The sequence below is a fragment of the Micromonospora sp. CPCC 205554 genome (assembly GCF_036902745.1).
GTDB lineage: Bacteria > Actinomycetota > Actinomycetes > Mycobacteriales > Micromonosporaceae > Micromonospora > Micromonospora tulbaghiae.
On sequence record NZ_JBAKHP010000013.1, the window covers coordinates 23315 to 41232 of the forward strand.

The 17918-nt window shown below is 72.2% G+C and carries 14 protein-coding genes; 6 read left to right on the plus strand and 8 right to left on the minus strand.

Going from position 1 to position 17918, the window contains the following annotated elements; all coding sequences use genetic code 11:
- The first annotated feature begins 26 nt into the window (after nucleotides 1-26).
- Nucleotides 27-836 carry an alpha/beta hydrolase gene (locus tag V6U82_RS18360; RefSeq protein WP_128137348.1) on the plus strand — a complete coding sequence of 270 codons (810 nt, stop codon included), beginning with the start codon at nucleotides 27-29 and terminating at the stop codon, nucleotides 834-836.
- Nucleotides 837-840: 4 nt separating this feature from the next.
- Here the strand turns inward: V6U82_RS18360 and V6U82_RS18365 are convergent, their stop codons facing one another.
- From V6U82_RS18365 to mce, 5 genes are all read right to left on the minus strand, one after another.
- Nucleotides 841-2085 carry an AI-2E family transporter gene (locus V6U82_RS18365; protein ID WP_442933446.1) on the minus strand — a complete coding sequence of 415 codons (1245 nt, stop codon included), beginning with the start codon at nucleotides 2083-2085 and terminating at the stop codon, nucleotides 841-843.
- A 216-nt stretch (nucleotides 2086-2301) separates the two neighbouring features.
- Nucleotides 2302-4398 carry a hypothetical protein gene (locus V6U82_RS18370; protein WP_334462779.1) on the minus strand — a complete coding sequence of 699 codons (2097 nt, stop codon included), beginning with the start codon at nucleotides 4396-4398 and terminating at the stop codon, nucleotides 2302-2304.
- A 171-nt stretch (nucleotides 4399-4569) separates the two neighbouring features.
- Complete coding sequence (locus V6U82_RS18375) at nucleotides 4570-5820, minus strand: DivIVA domain-containing protein (RefSeq protein ID WP_013475376.1); 1251 nt, start codon at nucleotides 5818-5820, stop codon at nucleotides 4570-4572.
- Nucleotides 5821-6083: 263 nt separating this feature from the next.
- Entirely contained in the window at nucleotides 6084-7439 is a 1356-nt protein-coding gene (gene ccrA / locus V6U82_RS18380) for a crotonyl-CoA carboxylase/reductase (RefSeq protein WP_334462786.1), read from the minus strand.
- 281 nt (nucleotides 7440-7720) lie between these two features.
- Nucleotides 7721-8185: a methylmalonyl-CoA epimerase gene (mce, locus tag V6U82_RS18385; RefSeq protein ID WP_120573410.1), complete on the minus strand. Its 465-nt coding sequence runs from the start codon at nucleotides 8183-8185 to the stop codon at nucleotides 7721-7723.
- 62 nt (nucleotides 8186-8247) lie between these two features.
- Between mce and V6U82_RS18390 the strand changes: the two genes are divergently transcribed.
- The 5 genes from V6U82_RS18390 (at nucleotide 8248) to V6U82_RS18410 (ending at nucleotide 13543) form a co-directional block, all read left to right on the plus strand.
- Nucleotides 8248-9441, plus strand: coding sequence for an acetyl-CoA C-acetyltransferase (locus V6U82_RS18390; RefSeq protein ID WP_128136498.1), 1194 nt, complete (start codon nucleotides 8248-8250; stop codon nucleotides 9439-9441).
- A 5-nt stretch (nucleotides 9442-9446) separates the two neighbouring features.
- The gene (meaB, locus tag V6U82_RS18395) at nucleotides 9447-10448 is read left to right on the plus strand and encodes a methylmalonyl Co-A mutase-associated GTPase MeaB (RefSeq protein ID WP_128136499.1); all 1002 of its coding nucleotides are present in this window, start codon (nucleotides 9447-9449) and stop codon (nucleotides 10446-10448) included.
- 139 nt (nucleotides 10449-10587) lie between these two features.
- Nucleotides 10588-10986: an Asp23/Gls24 family envelope stress response protein gene (locus tag V6U82_RS18400; RefSeq protein ID WP_128136500.1), complete on the plus strand. Its 399-nt coding sequence runs from the start codon at nucleotides 10588-10590 to the stop codon at nucleotides 10984-10986.
- Between the two features lie 185 nt (nucleotides 10987-11171).
- Nucleotides 11172-11888: a FadR/GntR family transcriptional regulator gene (locus tag V6U82_RS18405; RefSeq protein ID WP_258544664.1), complete on the plus strand. Its 717-nt coding sequence runs from the start codon at nucleotides 11172-11174 to the stop codon at nucleotides 11886-11888.
- Between the two features lie 191 nt (nucleotides 11889-12079).
- A complete protein-coding gene (locus V6U82_RS18410) occupies nucleotides 12080-13543 on the plus strand; it encodes a P1 family peptidase (protein ID WP_334462794.1) in 1464 nt (487 codons plus the stop codon).
- A gap of 645 nt (nucleotides 13544-14188) precedes the next feature.
- On the opposite strand, the gene V6U82_RS18415 is transcribed toward V6U82_RS18410, so the two are convergent.
- The 3 genes from V6U82_RS18415 to V6U82_RS18425 form a co-directional block, all read right to left on the minus strand.
- A complete protein-coding gene (locus V6U82_RS18415) occupies nucleotides 14189-15706 on the minus strand; it encodes an ABC transporter substrate-binding protein (RefSeq protein ID WP_128136502.1) in 1518 nt (505 codons plus the stop codon).
- Between the two features lie 124 nt (nucleotides 15707-15830).
- On the minus strand, nucleotides 15831-16787 hold the full coding sequence (locus V6U82_RS18420) for a formylglycine-generating enzyme family protein (RefSeq protein WP_334462796.1): 957 nt from the start codon (nucleotides 16785-16787) through the stop codon (nucleotides 15831-15833).
- A gap of 7 nt (nucleotides 16788-16794) precedes the next feature.
- Complete coding sequence (locus V6U82_RS18425; RefSeq protein ID WP_121685029.1) at nucleotides 16795-17883, minus strand: 3-isopropylmalate dehydrogenase; 1089 nt, start codon at nucleotides 17881-17883, stop codon at nucleotides 16795-16797.
- Between the last annotated feature and the right edge of the window lie 35 nt (nucleotides 17884-17918).

Consider the following 17918-nt stretch of genomic DNA (forward strand, 5'->3'; position numbering starts at 1 on the left):
GCCGCCGACGCGGGAGACTGGCAGGCGTGAGCACTCCGATTCGCGCGTCGTCGATCCTGCCCGGCCGCCGGGAGGACATCGAGCTGCACACGGCCGACGGGCTGACGCTCGTCGGCGAGCTGGCCCGGCCGCTGGACCGCGAACCGGCCGCCACGCTGGTCTGCCTGCACCCGCTGCCCACCCACGGCGGGATGATGGACAGCCACGTGTTCCGCAAGGCGGCCTGGCGGCTGCCCGCGCTGGCCGGGCTCGCCGTGCTCCGGTTCAACACGCGGGGCACCGCCAGCGTCCGCGGCACCAGCGAGGGCGCGTTCGACGGCGCGGTCGGCGAGAAGTTCGACGTGGCCGCCGCGATCGAGTACGCCGAGTTCCACGAGCTGCCGAACATCTGGCTGGTCGGCTGGTCGTTCGGCACCGACCTGGCGCTGAAGTACGGCTGCGACCCGGCGGTGGCCGGCGCGATCCTGCTCTCCCCGCCGCTGCGCTACTCCGCGCCGGAGGACCTGGCGGTCTGGGCCGAGACGGGCAAGCCGCTGACCGCCCTGGTCCCCGAGTTCGACGACTACCTGCGCCCGGAGGAGGCCCGGGAACGGTTCGCCGCCGTGCCGCAGGCCGAGGTCGTCGGTGTGGACGGCGCCAAGCACCTCTGGGTCGGCGACGCGGAGAAGGTGCTGGACGAGATCGTCCGGCGGGTCGCCCCCGGCGTACCGCTGCCGCTGCCGACGACCTGGGACGGCCCGATGGAGACCGGCGACGCCAGCGCGTACGCCGACCGCACGGTCGCCGCGTTCGCCGACACCCCGGTGCCCGGCCCGGCCCAGCGGCGCGCCGAGTAGCGGCTCAGCGGGCGTCCTGGCGGGGCAGCACCACCTCGCGCAGGATCAGCTGCAACGCGGCCACGGTGGGGATCGCGATGAGCGCGCCCACCACGCCCAGCAGCGCCACGCCGAGCAACGCGGCGAGCAACGCGGCCACCTCGTTGACCGACACCGCCCGGCGCATGATCTTCGGATAGATCAGGTAGTTCTCCACCTGCTGGTAGAGCACGAAGAACACCAGGCAGGCGATGCCCACGGGCAGGTCCGTGGCGAGCCCGACGAGCGTCACCACCACCGCGCCGAGCGTCGCGCCGATCTGCGGGATCAGGTCGGTCACCGCGACCACCACCGCCAGCGCGAACGGGTACGGCAGGCCGACCGCCAGCGCGAACACGAACGTGGTCACCCCGGCCAGCACCGCGATGGCGAGCGCGCCGACCATGTACGCGCCGACCCGGGTGAGGATCTCGTCGCCGATCAGCCGGACCCGCTGCCGGCGCGAGCGCGGCACCAGCGCGTACCCGAGTTCGCGCAGCCGGTCGAAGTAGGCCAGGAAGTAGATCGTCAGCACCAGCACGGTGAGCAGGCGGAAGATCGTCCCGAAGATCAGTTGTGCGCCGCCGAGGACGCCGCCGAGCGCCCGCCCGATGGTGTCCGCGTTCGCCGCCGCCTGGACCCGCTCCATCACGTCGTACCGGATCACCAGGTCGTTGACAGTGGGGTTGCGGCGCAGCTCCTCGACGTAGCCGGGTAGCTGCTGGACGAACTGGCCGGACTGGGTCACCACCGGCGGCACCAGCGCCAGCAGACCGGCGACGATCAGCAGCAGCAGGGTGAGCGTCACCACCGCCACGGCCAGGCCGCGCGGCACGCCCCACTTGCGCAGCCGGACCACCGCCGGGTGCAGGCCGACCGCGAGGAACAGCGCGATCACCACGAGCACCAGGATGCCCGCGGCGTTCCGGATGCCCAGGAACAGCGCGTACGCCAGCAGCACGCCGAGCGCGCCGGTGAACCCGATCAGGAAGGCGCTGCGCCGCAGTGGCCGCCCCGGTACGCCGAAGCGCCCGCTCGGCTCGAACTCACCCGGCTCGACGTCCACGCCAGCCGCCCGCTCGCCCGTGCTCCTCGCGGCGTCCGGGCCGGCGCCGGACGGTTTCGCGGCGCCGGGGCCTTCGGGCGTCGCGCTCGCGGCGGGGGAGCCGGTGGCGTTCGCGTCCCCCGTCGCGGCCTCGTCGTCCCGGGCGGCGGAGCCCTCCTGCGACACCCGTGCCTCCCCGCAGCCCGGCTCGCTCGCCGGTGACGTCCACGGCCGACCCCTGGCGGCGGTGCGACCCTCTGCCCGCAGAGTAGTCGCCGCCATACGCCCCGACCATCCCGCCACCGCTTTCCACCGCCCTCACCCGGCCCGGCACTCGCCGGTTCGGGGGCGTGGTGTGGTCCGGGCGGGTGGGACACCGCCACTCGGGCGGAGCGGTGCGGGTCAGTCCTTGTCGACGGTGACGGTGCTGGGCTTCGCGCTGCGCTCGTCGGTGGTCGGCTTGGTCGGGCGCTTGCCGTTCTCACCGGTGCTGGTGATCTTCGTCGGGGTGGCGCCCCGGCCACCCTCGCCCGGTACGGCGGCCACAGTGGGTTCCCCGTCGACGCCCGCGCCGGCGGGGGAGTCCATCGTGGTCACCGGCTCGCCGACCGGCTTCGCCGTGCCCGCGTCGGCGGACTCGCCGTCACCCCTGGCCGGCCCGGCGCCGTTGGGGACCGCGGTGGCGGTGCCCTTCGCAGTCACCGGCGCGCCGCCGCCGGCCGGGGTGTCACCGGCGCTCTCCGCGCCGCTGGTGACCGGCGTGCCCTCGCCCGCCGGCGTGCCGTCGCCCGTAAACCGGCCGGTGGAGGCGGCGGCGAGGTCGTCCGGGTCGACCGGGGTGGCCGCGATCCCGGCCGAGTCGGCGTCGCGCCGCAGATCGGCGAGCCGTCGTTGCAGGTCGTCGGACTCCTGCCGCGACTTCCAGGTCTCGGTGCGCAGGTCGGCCAGTTCCTGCTGGGCCTTGGCGATCTCCAGCATCACCCCGGCGAGCTGCTGCCGGCCGGCGGCCACCTCCTGCTGGGTGGCGGCCAGGTGCTGCTGCGTGGTGGCGAGGTGCTGCTGCGTCGTGGCCGCGTACTCCTCGAACTGGCGGCGCGAGGCCGCGACGTGCTCGTCGGCCTTGCGGCGCTGCGCGGTGGCGTCCGCTTCGGCGCGGCGCAGCAGCTCGGCGGCCTCCAGCTCGGCCTGCTGCCGCATGCTCAGCGCGTCGGCCTCGGCAGCCTGCCGGACGTCGGCGGCGGTGCGCTCGATCTCGTCGCGCCGCGTGGTGTACGCCTGCTCCAGCTCCTCCTGCCGCTTGGCGTGATGCTTGTCCAGCTCGTCGCGGCGCTTGGCGAACTCCTGCTCGGCGGCGGCCCGGCGCTGGGCCAGCTCCTTCTCCGCGCTGTCCCGCCGCTCGGCGACCTCCTTCTCCACCCCGGCCCGCCAGGCACCCAGCTCCTGCTGGGTCTGCGCGCGGGACTGCTGCACGTACGCCTCGGTCTCGGTGCGCATGCGTTGCACGTACGCCTCGACCTCGGCGCGGTTGCGCTTGCCGGCCTCGGCGGCCTCGGTGGTGAGCCGGTTGGCCTCGGTGCGGGCCCGGCCGCGGGTGGCCTTGGCGGCCTCCTCCGCGTCGTCCACGATCTTCTTGGCCTCGGCCAGTGCCTTGGCGTGCGTGGCCCGGCCGGCCTCGGCGGCGGCGTCGGTGAGCCGCTTGGCCTCCTGCTGGCCCTTGGCGTGCACCTCCTTGGCCGCCTCGCGGAGCTGGCTCGCCTCCTGCTGGGCCTTGGCCAGCGCCTCCTTGGCCGACTCCCGCAGCCGCGCGGCCTCCTGCTGGGCCCGGGCGTGGATCTCCTTGGCGGTGTCGCGGAGCTGGGTGGCCTCCTGCTGGGCCTTCGCCAGCGCGTCCTGGGCGGTCCGGCGCAGCTTCTCGGCCTCGTCCTGCGCGGCCGTCCGCAGCTTCGTCGACTCGTCCTGCGCGGCCTTGCGCAGCTGCGCGGACTCGTCCTTGGCGGCCTTGAGCGTGGCCTCGGCCTCGGCCTTGCGGGCGGCGGTGTGCCGCTCCTCCTCGGCCCGGCGGGCGGCCAGCGCGATCTCGAAGTCCTTGAGCGCCTGGGCGGCCTGCTCCCGGGCCTCCTCGACGATGTGCTCGGCGGCGGCGCGGCGGGCCTCGATCTCCTCGTTGGCGGCGGCCAGGATGTCGTCGGCCTGCTCCTCGGCCATGGTGAGGATCTGCTCGACGCGCGGACCCAGGTGCCGGAACGACGCCCGGTCCACCACCGCCGCCTGCTTGCGCACCTGGGCCAGGTCGCGCTGGAGCACCTCGACCTGACCGGCCAGCTTGTGGATCTGGGTGTACGCCTGTTCCCGCTCGGTGGTCAACGCCGCGATCTCGTGCTCCGCGCGAGCGACGTAGCGGTCGACCTGCCGTTTCTCGTACCCCCGCAGGGCGGACTCGAAGCTGGGCTCCGTCGTCACGTCCCCGCCGAGCGCGAACAGTTCCTCGCCGTGCGACATGCCCCCATCCTCACACGCATCCGGCTCTGCTGGGGCGATACGGACGCCCCTTCTGGGAGCTACTTCACCCTCCTGGCGAAACGGGCCGCACAAGCATGACGGCGCGGGGCGACACCGGTCACCCGGCGTCACCCCGCGCCGTGGCTCATGCCCCCGACAGCGGGTGTCCGATCAGCCGGCCGACTCGGCCGTCACCTTCTGGCCGGAGGCGTCCGCCTTCGGCGTCTCGGCCTTGCCGCCGGCCGGCACGCCCGGCACGATGCCGGCCAGGCCGGACAGCATCTGCCCGAGCTGCGAGGTGACCGCGTCCTTCTGGCGGGTGAGGTCCTCGACCTCGCGGCGGGCCGCCTGCGTGGTCAGCTCGGCCTCGGTGCGGGCCTCGTTGAGCACCCGCTGCGCCTCGGCACGCGCCTCGTTGAGCGTCTTGTCGGCCAGCGCCTTGGCCTTGTCGACGGTCTCGTTGGCGGTGCGCTCGGACTCGACCCGCCGGGCCTCGGCCCGCTGCTCGATCTCCTTGGCCCGCTCCTGCGCGGCCCGGGCCCGCTGCTCGGCCTCGTTCACCAGCTTCTGGGTCTGCGCGACCTGGGCGGCGTGCCGCTCCGACTCCTCGCGCTCGGCCTTCTCCCGCCGCTCGGCGAGCTGGAGCTCCAGGGCCTGGAGGTCCTTGTCGCGCTTGTCGCGCGCGTCGGTGAGCAGCTTGGTCGCCTCGGCCCGCTTCTCCTCGGCCTCCCGGGCGGCCTTGGCCCGCTGCTGGGTGATCTCCCGCTCGGCGGTGGCGCGCAGCGTGGCGACCTCGCGCTCGACAGTCGACTTCAGCTCGGCCACCTCGTGCGCGGTGACCGTACGCAGCTGCTTGGTCTCGCGGTCGGCGTCGGCGCGCAGCGTGTCGGCCTCGCGGCGGGCCTGCACGCGGACCTCGGCGGCCTCCCGCTCGGCGGCGGTACGGACGCTGCCGGCCTCACGCTCGGCGGTCGCCTTCATGGCGGCGGCCTCGGCGCGCGCCTTGTCGGTGATCTCCCGCGCCTCGAGGCGGGCGGCGGAGAGGATGCCCTCCGACTCGCGCTTGGCCTCGTTGCGGTGGTCGTTGGCCTGCTCCTCGGCCAGCCGCAGGATCTGCTCGACGCGAGTGCCCAGGCCGGACAGGGTCGGCCGGCTGTTCTCCTCGAGCTGCTTGTTGGTCTCGGTGAGCTTCTGCTCCAGCGCGCTCTGGCGCTGCTCGGCCTGCCGCAGGCGGCGCTGCGCGTCGTTCATCCGCTGCTCGGCCTCGGCGCGGGCCTGCTCGGACTGGCTCAGGGCGGCGCTGAGGCGGCCGATGAAGTCGTCGACCTGGTTGGTGTTGTAACCACGCAGGCCAACGGTGAAATCGGGCTGTGAGTTCGCGTTATCGAAGAACGCAAGAGGGGAGGACTGCTGCTGGGGCATTGGGACATACTGGCAGACGCCCCAGGGTGGTTCGCAAGAGCGGTGGGCACCTTTCGCGTCCTGTTTACATGGTCAACTCCGCCGTCCGGTGAGACCGGACCAATTGGCGATCTTGGCAGCTCCCGGGCGGGTGGGGCGGGTCGGGCTTCTGCGGGGAAGGCGGCGCGAAAAGGGCCGCGGGTCGGCACCCGCGGCCCTTTGTGCGTACGCCGGTCGAATGGCGCCCGGGTCGGCCGGAAAGGCAATCCGGGACGACCGTACGGTCAGTGACCGCGGAAGCGGTTGATCGCGCTTTCGTGCCGCGAGCGCATCTCGGTGTCGCGGACGCCGAGCCCGTCGGCGGGGGCGAGGCACCGCACGCCGACCTTGCCCTGGTGCGCGTTGCGGTGCACCTCGTACGCGGCCTGGCCGGTCTGCTCCAGCGCGTACGTCTTCGACACGGTCGGGTGCACCTTGCCGAGCGCGACCAGCCGGTTGGCCTGCCACGCCTCGTGGTAGTTGGCGAAGTGGCTGCCGACGATCCGCTTGAGGTGCATCCACAGGTAGCGGTTGTCGTACTGGTGGTTGAAGCCGCTGGTGGAGGCGCAGGTGACGATCGTGCCGCCCTTCTTGGCGACGTAGACGCTGGCGCCGAACGTCTCCCGGCCCGGGTGCTCGAAGACGATGTCCGGGTCCTCGCCGCCGGTCAGCTCGCGGATGCGCTCACCGAAGCGGCGCCACTCGTCCTGGTCCTGGGTCTGTTCGTCCTTCCAGAACTTGAACCCCTCGGCGGTGCGGTCGATGACCAGCTCGGCGCCCATCTTGCGGCACAGCTCGGCCTTCTCCGGCGAGGAGACCACGCACACCGGGATCGCGCCGCCGTTGAGCGCCATCTGGGTGGCGTAGCCGCCGAGGCCGCCGGACGCGCCCCAGATCAGCACCACGTCGCCCTGCTTCATGTTCGCGCCGTGGTGCGAGACGAGCTGCCGGTACGCGGTGGAGTTGACCAGCCCCGGGCTGGCCGCCTCCTCCCAGCTCAGGTGGCGCGGCTTCGGCATCAGCTGGTTGGCCTTCACGATTGCCAGCTCGGCCAGGCCGCCGAAGTTGGTCTCGAAGCCCCAGATCCGCTGCTGCGGGTCGAGCATCGTGTCGTCGTGGCCGGCGGAGTCCTCCAGCTCGACCGACAGGCAGTGCGCCACCACCTCGTCGCCGGCCTTCCACTTGGTCACGCCCGGGCCGGTACGCAGCACCACGCCCGCGGCGTCCGAGCCGACCACGTGGTACGGCAGGTCGTGGCGGCGGGTCAGCTCGGAGAGCCGGCCGTAACGCTGGAGGAACTTGAAGGTGGGCAGCGGCTCGAAGATGCTCGTCCACACCGTGTTGTAGTTGATCGCGCTGGCCATCACCGCGACGAGCGCCTCACCCGGGCCCAGCTCGGGGGTGGGGACCTCCTGCACGTGCAGCGCCTTGCGCGGGTCCTTGTCGCGGGTGGCCATGCCCTCGAACATGCGGGTGTCCTCGGCGCGCACCACCACGCCCCGGTAGCTCTCCGGCACGGGCAGGCCGGCGAGGCCGGCGAGCTCCCGCTCCGGCTGCGACGAACCCTCCGCCGCCATGATCGCTTCGAGGATGTCCTGCACGGTGACCTCCCGTTTGTCCGCACCCGCACGACGCGGGCAGGGGTGCTGCCATCGTCGGCGCCGGTGCGACGGGACCGCCATGTCGGCAATCGACACATTCGGCAACCGGTCGCCGCTGCTGTTCGGGCGGACGTTACTGAACGGTAGCTAAAGCGGGAACCCCTCTGTGAAAAACTGCATCCACCGATGCGTGGAGGTGTCCGTGGGAACGTGCAAGTGCGCACTGCCGCGCGTGTTCCCACATGCCGGGAGGGGGCCGCGACCGGCCCCCTCCACGCGCGTCAGGCCGGCTGGACCAGCTCGATCAGCACGCCGCCGGCGTCCTTCGGGTGCACGAAGTTGACCCGGGAGTTCGACGTGCCGCGCCGGGGTGCGTCGTAGAGCAGCCGGACGCCGCGCTCGCGCAGCGCCGCGCAGGCCACGTCGATGTCCGCCACCGTGTACGCGACCTGCTGGATGCCCGGACCGCGCTTGTCCAGGAACTTGCCGATCGTGGTGTCCGGTGAGAGCGGGGCGAGCAGCTGCACCATGCCGCCGGAGGCGTCCGGCCCGACCGCCAGCATCGCCTCGCGTACGCCCTGCTCGTCGTTGGTCTCGGTGTGCACGCAGCGCATCCCGAACGTGCGCTGGTAGAAGTCGATCGCGGCGTCCAGGTCGGCCACGGCGATCCCGACGTGGTCGATGCGGCGCAGGCCGATGTCTGTGACAAACTCGGCAGCGGGCTCGACGGGGGAGTTCTCAGCCATGACGCTAGTCTGACCGAACAATCGTTAAGGCGTACAGGTCGGCACCCCCTCGGAGGCAGGCAATGGCTTCGGTGATCGTCAGCGGCGCGCGGACCCCCATGGGGCGCCTGCTGGGCAACCTCAAGGACCTCCCCGCGACCAGGCTCGGTGGCATCGCGATCAAGGCGGCCCTGGAGCGCGCCGGCGTCGCGCCCGAGCAGGTCCAGTACGTGATCATGGGGCAGGTGCTCCAGGCCGGCGCCGGGCAGATCCCGGCCCGGCAGGCGGCCGTCGAGGCCGGCATCCCGATGTCCACCCCGGCGCTGACCATCAACAAGGTCTGCCTCTCCGGGCTGGACGCGATCGCGCTCGCCGACCAGCTCATCCGGGCCGGTGAGTTCGACGTCGTGGTGGCCGGCGGCATGGAGTCCATGACCAACGCCCCGCACCTGCTGCTCGGGCAGCGCTCCGGCTACAAGTACGGCGACGTGACGGTCAAGGACCACATGGCCCTCGACGGTCTCACCGACGCCTGGGACTGCTGCTCGATGGGCGAGTCCACCGAGCGGCACGGCGCGAGGCACGGCATCACCCGCGAGGAGCAGGACGCGTTCTCCGCGGCCAGCCACCAGCGTGCCGCCGCCGCGCAGAAGAACGGCCACTTCGGCGACGAGATCACCCCGGTGGTCATCCCGCAGCGCAAGGGCGACCCGCTGGTGATCAGCGAGGACGAGGGCATCCGCCCGGACACCACCGCTGAGTCGCTCGGGAAGCTGCGCCCCGCCTTCACGAAGGACGGCACCATCACCGCCGGCAGCTCCTCGCCGATCTCCGACGGCGCCGCCGCCGTGGTCGTGATGAGCAAGGCCAAGGCCAAGGAGCTGGGCCTGACCTGGCTGGCCGAGATCGGCGCGCACGGCAACGTGGCCGGCCCGGACAACTCCCTGCACTCGCAGCCGTCCAACGCGATCAACCACGCCCTGAAGAAGGGCGGCCTGAGCATCGAGGACCTCGACCTCATCGAGATCAACGAGGCGTTCGCGGCGGTGGGCATCCAGTCCACCCGTGACCTCGGGATCAGCGCCGACAAGGTCAACGTCAACGGCGGCGCGATCGCGCTCGGCCACCCGATCGGCATGTCCGGCGCCCGCCTCGTACTCACGCTCGCGATGGAGCTGAAGCGGCGCGGCGGCGGCACCGGCGCGGCGGCGCTCTGCGGCGGTGGCGGGCAGGGCGACGCGCTGATCATCCACGTACCGAACGGCGCCGAGAGCTGATCACCTTGAACGATGCACAGAACGCCCCGGCGGCGGCCTCCGGGCCGGTGCGCCGCAGCCGGGACGTACCCATGCTGGTGGAACGGGCCCGCGCGGGCGACCCCCGCGCGGTGGCCCGGCTGATCACGCTGGTCGAGTCCGGCGACGAGGTGCTGCCGCAGGTCGCGGCGGCGCTCGCGCCGTACGCCGGGCACGCCCAGGTGGTCGGCCTGACCGGCTCGCCCGGCGTGGGCAAGTCGACCACCACGAACGAGCTGGTACGCGCGCTGCGGGCGCGCGGTCACCGGGTCGGCGTGCTGGCGATCGACCCGTCCAGCCCGTTCACCGGCGGCGCGATCCTCGGTGACCGGGTCCGGATGCAGGACCACGCGACCGACCCGGGCGTCTACATCCGCTCGATGTCCAGCCGGGGCCACCTGGGCGGGCTCTCCGCGGCGACGCCGCAGGCCGTGCGCGTGCTGGAGGGCGCGGGCTGCGACGTGGTGCTCGTCGAGACCGTCGGCGTCGGGCAGGCCGAGGTGGAGGTGGCCTCGCTGGCCGACACCACGCTCGTGCTGCTCGCGCCGGGCATGGGCGACGCGATCCAGGCGGTCAAGGCCGGCATCCTGGAGATCGCCGACGTCTTCGTGGTCAACAAGGCCGACCGGGACGGCGCGGACGCCACCGTCCGCGACATCCAGGGCATGATCGCGCTCGGCGAGCGCGGGCCGGGGGAGTGGCGCCCGCAGGTGGTGCGGTCGATCGCCGCCCGTGGCGAGGGCATCGACGACATCGCCGCCGCGATCGACAAGCACCGCGACTGGCTGGAGCGCCACGGCGAGCTGCGCCGCCGCCGGGAGGCGCGGGCCGCCGCCGAGATCGAGGCGATCGCGCTGGGCGCGCTGCGCGCCCGGATCGGCTCACTGCGCGACGGTACGCAGCTCCCGACGCTCGCGGCCAAGGTGGCCGAGGGCGCCGTCGATCCGTACGCGGCGGCCGACGAGCTGCTGACCCAGCTCGGCTCCTGACCGCACCGCCGCCCTCTCCCCGGCTCGTTGATCTTGCAGTTGCGGCCCCGGGAACGCCTGCTTCGCGGCTTCTGTCGGGGCCGCAACTCCATGATCGACGGTCGATGTACGCTCCCCCGGACGAGGGAGGGTGGAGCGCGTGGAGCATGACGCTACTCAGGAGCTGCCGGTGCCGCCTGGCGTGGTCGCGGGCGGGAGCACTTCGGTCTCGGACGAGGTGGTCGAGAAGATCGCGGTGGCCGCCGCGAAGTCGGTGCCCGGGGTGGCCGAGCTGGGCGGCGACATCGCCCGCTTCTTCAACGCCGTGCTGGACCGGGTCGGGCTGGACCAGGTCGGGGACGCGCGGCGCGGCTGCTCGGCGCACGTCACCGACGGGTCGGCAGTGGTCAACCTCGTCCTCGTGATCGACGCCGGGTACCCGGTGCCGCAGGTGACGAACGAGGTGCGGGCTGCGGTGGCGTCCGCGATCGAGGCGTACGGGCTGCGGGCCGCCGAGATCAACATCCGGGTCGACGACGTGGCCATCGGCGCGAGCTGACGCGCTGCGCCGGGGCGGCTGTCGCGCCGGTGACCCGCCGCCCGGCCTGCGCACTCGTCGCGGCGGGCGGGGGCTGACCACCGGACGGGTCGATGCACCGTACCGTTGTTCCCAGCGGCGCGAGGCCGCCGTGCGTCGGGAGGTTCGCCATGCCCAAGGGTGTCTCGTTCGCTCCAGTGCGCACCGTGAGGGCGTACGAGGGGATCGTCCGGCAGGTCGAGGAGCGGATCGCCGCCGGGGATCTGCGGCCGGGGGACCGGCTGCCGAGCGAGCGCGAGCTGACGACGCAGTTCGACGTCAGCCGGTCCACCGTGCGTGAGGCGCTGCGCGTGCTGGAGAGCAGCGGCCTGATCCGTTCGCGCCCCGGTGACCCGCTCGGGCCGCAGGTGATCGCCTCGACCGCCTCGGCGATGCGCAAGCTGTTCGCCCGGGTCGTGGACAGCCGGCGGCTCGGCGTGGCGGAGCTGCTCCAGTTCCGGATGATCATCGAGTCGGCTGCGGGTTCGGTCGCCGCCCGGATGGCGTCACCGTCCGAGTTGGACGAACTGGAGCAGGCGCTGGCGGGCATGCGGGATGCGATGGCCGACGGCTACGAATCCTTCAGCGCGGCCGACGTCCGCTTCCACGAGCACGTCGCCCGGCTGTCCGGCAACGAGTTGCTCGTGCTCTGCCTCGACGCGGTCCGGAGCATGGTGCTGGACCTGATCTCCACCAAGCTCGCCGAGGCTCCGGACCGTGAGGCGCTGATGGAGCGCACGCTGGCCCACCACCGCCGTGTCCTCGACGCGATGCGCGCCGGAGAGGCCGAAGAGGTCACCCGGCTGACCCGCGAGGAACTGCACCGCTACTACGCCGAGTACGTGCCGGAGGCGCGGCGCTCGATGGTGGACGTATTGCTCTGAATCCGCCTGATGTGGCCTGACCTCGGGTTATCCGAGTCGGCCATTGGCTGAGCAGGCTCTTCCCTTCAACTGGTCTGACCAGTAGCCTCCCCCACATCTCGTCGTGTACCACGGGGGACCACCAGTTGCCCAATGCATCGACCGCCCCGGATCGGGGCGGAGGTCGCACCGCTTCACATGGGAGAAGCTGCATGAAGTCGTCCAGATTCGCCGCGATCGCCGCGGCAGCCCTGGTCTGTCCGGGACTCGTGCTCGTCGCGTCGCCCGCGTCGGCCAACCCCGCCGCCGGCGCCCCGGGCGCCCACAACGCCATCACCGACGTCCCCGGCATCCAGGTCGGTCAGGTCCAGTCCGACATCGCTCCGTACCTGACCGGCACCTCGGTCGTCTACATGCCGCAGATGTCGGTGGCGAGTGTGGACCAGCGTGGTGGCGCCCCCGCCACCAAGGAGACCGACCTGCTCAGCCCGCTCAACTCCAACCCGGGCGTCAACGCGATCCAGCTCGGCGGCAGCAGCATGTACGGGCTGTCGGCCACCAACGGCATCATTCGCTGGCTGGAGGACCGGGGCGAGGGCGTACGCGTCGGCGCCGGCGGCGTGGCCCCGATCGTGCCGGCCGCGGACATCTTCGACCTCGGCCGCGGCGGCGACCCGAAGGCGCGCACGTCCGCCGAGTGGGGCTACCTCGCGGCGCAGGCCACCTCGGACGGTCCGGTCCGCCAGGGCGGCGTCGGCGGCGGCACCGGCGCCCGTGGCGGCGGCATGCGCGGCGGCGTCGGCACCGCGAGCGTCCACCTCGGCGACGGCATCTACGTCGGCGCGATGGTGATCGTCAACCCGGCCGGCTCCCCGGTCGACCCGGCCGACTGCACCCTGTACGGCGTCAAGTACGGCATCGGCAACGAGTTCGCCGGGTACAAGGCTCCCAAGAAGAAGGAGTGCAACCCGCCGACCCCGCCGGCCGCCGCCGCCGAGCAGCCGGCCAACACCACGATCGCCGTGGTCGCCACCAACGCCCCGCTGGAGAAGGCCGCCGCCCAGCGCATGTCCGGCAACGCGCACGACGGCATGGCCCGCGCGATCAGCCCGATCCACACGCTCGGCGACGGTGACACCGTGTTCGCGGTGTCCACCGGCAAGGGCGAGGCGCTCCAGATCAACGACCCGGCCGACAGCCGCCAGCTCAACGCCATCTTCAACGCCGGCGCCAGCACGCTCGCCCGGGCCATCGCCAAGGCGGTCCTCTCGTCCGAGAGCATCGGCAACACCACCAGCTACTGCGACCGCTACCCCTCGGCCTGCAAGGGCATGAAGCAGCTCAAGCAGTGGCGTACGCAGGGCGACGCCCCGGACGTGACGCCGGAGACCTTCGCCCAGGCGTCGCAGGCGCTGGCCCAGACCCCGGTCCCCGCGCCGGCCGGTGCGGACAAGGGCAAGGACAAGCCCAAGGGCAAGCCCAACGCCGCTCCGGCGGGCAACACCACTGAGCAGGAGTCGCAGAACGGCATGGTCCTCGCCTCCGGCAACACCGGTGGTCCCACGCTCTCGACGGGCGTGACCACCGGCCTGCTGGCCGCTGCCATCCTCGGCGTCGGCCTGCTCGGCATGCACCTGCGGGGACGCCGTCGGGCGCCTTCCGGCCCGCTCAGCTGACACAGCCGCTGTCCCACCTCGCGCCGGCACCGTAGGCGTGACGATCGAGGCGGGCCCCGTCCACCTGGACGGGGCCCGCCTCCCGTCGTTCCCGGCCCCGCCCGCCCGCCCGTCCGTCCCGGGGCTTCTCGCCGATCTTGGAGTTGTGGCACCTCGCAGACTTCGCTTGCAGGACATCCTGGGCGCCACAACTCCAAGATCGACGAGTGGGGTGCGTTGACGGGCCGCCCACCTCGGAGCAGGACAGCTCGACGCCCCCGTGTCCGGGGAACACGAGCCCGCTCGGCGATGCCCGTGTCGATGCCCCGCGTCCCGGCAACGCAAGGCTCCACGCCTGCACCATCACCTCGACTGTCCTCGTGTGCGCTGCGGGCCGGCACGGCGCCTCGCTCGCCCTGAATGCCGTCGCCGCGCCGCCCCAGCAGGACAGCAGCTCCCCGGAACCCCCCTCGGGCCGTTGATCTTGCGCTTTGTGCCCCGGCGAAAGGGGTGAATCCCCCACGCCGAGGGCCGCAACTGCAAGATCGCGGGAGCGGGAGCGGGAGCGGGAGCGGGAGCGGGAGCGGGGTGCGGGGAGCGAGGGTGGGGAATGCGAGAAGGACCTGGTGGGCGGGGCCCACCAGGTCCTTCTGGGTCGTGGTGCTGTTACTTCTTGGAGACCTTGGTGACGTCGAAGGACTGGGTCACCGCGTCCTTCGGGTAGCCCTCCACGCCGTCGCGGATCACCGCGAGGTTCGGCAGCAGGAACAGCCAGTCGCTGGCGGCCTCCTGCGAGATGACCTTCGCGGCCTCGGCGAACTTCTTGTCCCGGGTCGCCGCGTCCAGGGCCGTGTCGGCCTCGTTCATGAGCTGCGTGACGGCCGGGTTCTTGTACCGGTAGTAGTAGTCCGGCTGGCCGTAGCGGACCAGGTCACGCGGCTCGACGTGGGCGATGATCGACAGGTCGTAGTTGGCCTTGCCGAGCACCTTGTCCAGCCACTGCGGCATCTCGACGTTGTTCTGGGTCACCTTGATGCCGACCTCGGCGAGCTGCGAGGCGACGAACTGCGCGGACGCGCGGGCGTAGCCGGGCGGCGGGACGTCCATGGTCAGGGTGAGCCCGTCGGCGTGGCCGGCCTCGGCGAGCAGCTGCTTGGCCTTGGCCGGGTCGTGCGGGAAGTCGCCGGTGCGGTCCTCGTACCACGGGTCGCTCGGCGGCACCATGCTGCCGATCTTCGTGCCGTACCCGGACCAGACGGTCTTGATCAGCGCGTCGTGGTCGATCGCGTGGCGGATGGCCTGGCGCACCCGGACGTCGGCCAGCGGGCCCTTGCCGTTGTTCATCGCCATGACGACCTCACCGGTCGTCTTGCCTTCGACCACCTCGAACTGCTTGTTGCCCTTGAACACCTCGAGCAGCTGCGGCGCCTGAATGTTGGCCACGATGTCGAGCTGGCCGGAGAGCATCGCGTTGTTGAGCGCGTTGGCGTCGGTGATGTACCGGAAGACGGCGGTGGCGACCTTGGCCTTCTCGCCCCAGTAGCCGTCGTTGCGGACCAGGGTGATGCTGTCGCCGCGGTTCCACTTGTCGAACTTGAAGGGGCCGGTGCCGTTCGGCTTCGTCCCCAGGTCGGTGGCGTTCTCCTTGAGTACCACGCCGACGCGGCCGGCGACGTCGAACAGCCAGCTCTGGCTGGGCCGGGACAGCGTCACGTCCACCGTGGACGCGTCCGGCGCCTCGACGGTCTTCACGACTGTCATCTGCGACTTGAACGGGTTCGTCGAGCCCTCGGCGGTCACCCGCTTGAAGCTCCACACCACGTCCTGCGCGGTGAGCTTCTGGCCGTCGTGGAAGGTCACGCCGTCGCGGAGCTTGAACGAGTACTTGGTGCCGTCGTCGGACACCTTCCACTCGCTGGCCAGCAGCGGCTCCACCTCACCGGTGTCCGCGTTCTGGCGCACCAGGCCCTCGTACACGTTGTAGAGCAGGACCTGCGGGATCGCGGCGCCGGCCTCGGCGGTCAGGTCGAGGCTCACCGGCTCGAGGTAGGCACCGAGGGTGACGGTGCCGTTGCCGGAACCCCCACCGGTGGTGGTCCCCGAGTCGCCGTCGCTACTGCATGCGGTCAGGGCCAGCGCCGTGGCGAGCAGCACGGCGGGCAGCGTTATCTTCAGCCGATTCATTCGTGTGTCCCATCGCGAAGAACGCCAAGGGCGCTCGTAGCCTGTGAGGCGGGACACTAGGAGCGTGGTACCCGATGCAAAAGGGCCAGTTCAGCGGGGTCGGCAGGTACCAATCAGCGCCGCGCTACCGTGCCACCCGGAATCCGGTGTTGCCGCTTGAGGAGTCGACGGTGGTCCGGCTCCGCGCTGCCACGCGGTATCGGTTGCAGTAGGAGTCGTGACACAGGTACGAACCACCCCTGATGACGCTCTCACCTGGTGAGATGTGGCCGAGGCGGTCCCGCCAGGGTTCGGCCGTGAGTTCCCAGACGTTGCCCGCAACGTCGTACAGGCCGTAGCCGTTCGGCGGAAACGCGGTCACCGGAGAGGTGCCTGCGAACCCGTCGTCCGCGGTGTCGACAGCCGGGAAGACGCCCTGCCAGATGTTGCACAGGTGCCGCCCGCCCGGGGTCAGTTCGTCGCCCCAGGCGTAGCGGGCCTGGGACAGCCCGCCGCGCGCCGCGTACTCCCACTCGGCCTCGGCGGCCAGCCGGGTACCGGACCACCGGCAGTACGCCTCGGCGTCGCGGTGGGAGACGTGGACGACCGGGTGCCGCTCGCGTCCCCGTACGTCCGACCCGGGGCCGTCCGGAGCGGCCCAGTGCGCCCCCTCGACGGCCAGCCACCACGGCGCCTGCGGCACTGACGCGTCCAGCACGTACTGGCCCGCGGACGGTGCCAGCAGCAGGTGGAAGACGAACGACCAGCCGTACCGTTCCGCGTCCGTCCGGTAGCCGGTGGCGTCGACGAAGCGGGCGAACTGCCGGTTCGTCACCGGTGTGGCGGCGATCTCGAACGGGCCCACGGTCACCGGGCGGACCGGACCCTCCAGGTCGTCCGGGAAGCCCTCGGGGTCGTCGGTGCCCATGAGGAAGGTGCCGCCGGGCAGCGCGATCAGGTCGTCCGTACCCCCGTGTGCGGATGAGACGGCGCTCGCGCCCGCAGCGGCGGCGACGACGCCGGCGGGCGGTCGCTTCGGCGCGCAACACGGCGGCGGCGGGGGAGTGTCCCCGCCGCCGTCCGGAACCGGTTCGGTGCTCACATCCGCGTCACGCCGGCAGGGCGTCCGCCTGGTACGCGCCCTCGCCGATGACGGCGGCGACCGCGTCACCGAAGTCCTCGGTCGACATGCCCATCTCCGGCCCGCGCATGGCGCCCAGGCGCGGCAGCACCGCCTTCACGCCGTCCTCCAGGCAGCGGGCCGCCTCGGGGTGGCCCAGGTGCTCCAGCATCAGCGCGGCGCTGAGGATCGAGCCCGCGGGGTTGGCCCAGCCGCGGCCGGCGATGTCCGGCGCGGAGCCGTGCACCGGCTCGAACATGCTCGGCGCCGACCCGGTCGGGTTGAGGTTGCCGCTCGCGGCGAGGCCGAGACCGCCCTGCACGGCCGCGCCCAGGTCGGTGATGATGTCGCCGAACAGGTTGTCGGTGACCACCACGTCGAACCGCTCCGGCTGCGTCACCAGGTAGAGGCACATCGCGTCGACGTGCACGTAGTCCACCTCGATGTCCGGGTACTCCGCCGCGACCTCCTCGAAGGTCCGCTGCCACAGGTCACCGGCGTAGGTGAGGATGTTCGCCTTGTGCACCAGCGTGACGTGCTTGCGGCGGCCCAGGGCCAGCCGGAAGCCGTGCCGGATGAGGCGCTCGACGCCCTTGCGGGTGTTCACCGACTCCTGGGTGGCGATCTCGTCCGGCCCGCCCCGGTGGATGAAGCCGCCGGCGCCGACGTACGCGCCCTCGGTGTTCTCCCGCAGGATCACCAGGTCGCACTGCTCCGGGCGGAGGCCACCGATGGGCGTGGGCACACCTGGCAGCAGCTTGACCGGCCGCAGGTTCACGTACTGGTCGAACGCGGTCCGCAGGTGGATGACCAGGCCGCGTTCCAGCACGCCGGGCGGCACCGACGGGTCACCGACGGCGCCGAAGAGAATGGCGTCCGCCTTGGCCAGTTCCTGCTCCACGTCCGGCGGCACGACCTGGCCGGTTATCCGCCAGTAGTCCGCGCCGAGTTCGTAGTCTTCCCAGACCAGGTCGATCCCGAACCGTCGGGCGGCGGCGTCGCACGCCTTGACCGCCTGCGCGGTGACCTCCGGTCCGATGCCGTCGCCGGGCACCAGCGCGATTCGCTGGGCGCTCATGAGTCCACCCCTGTCCGCGTGCAGGAGACCGTCAC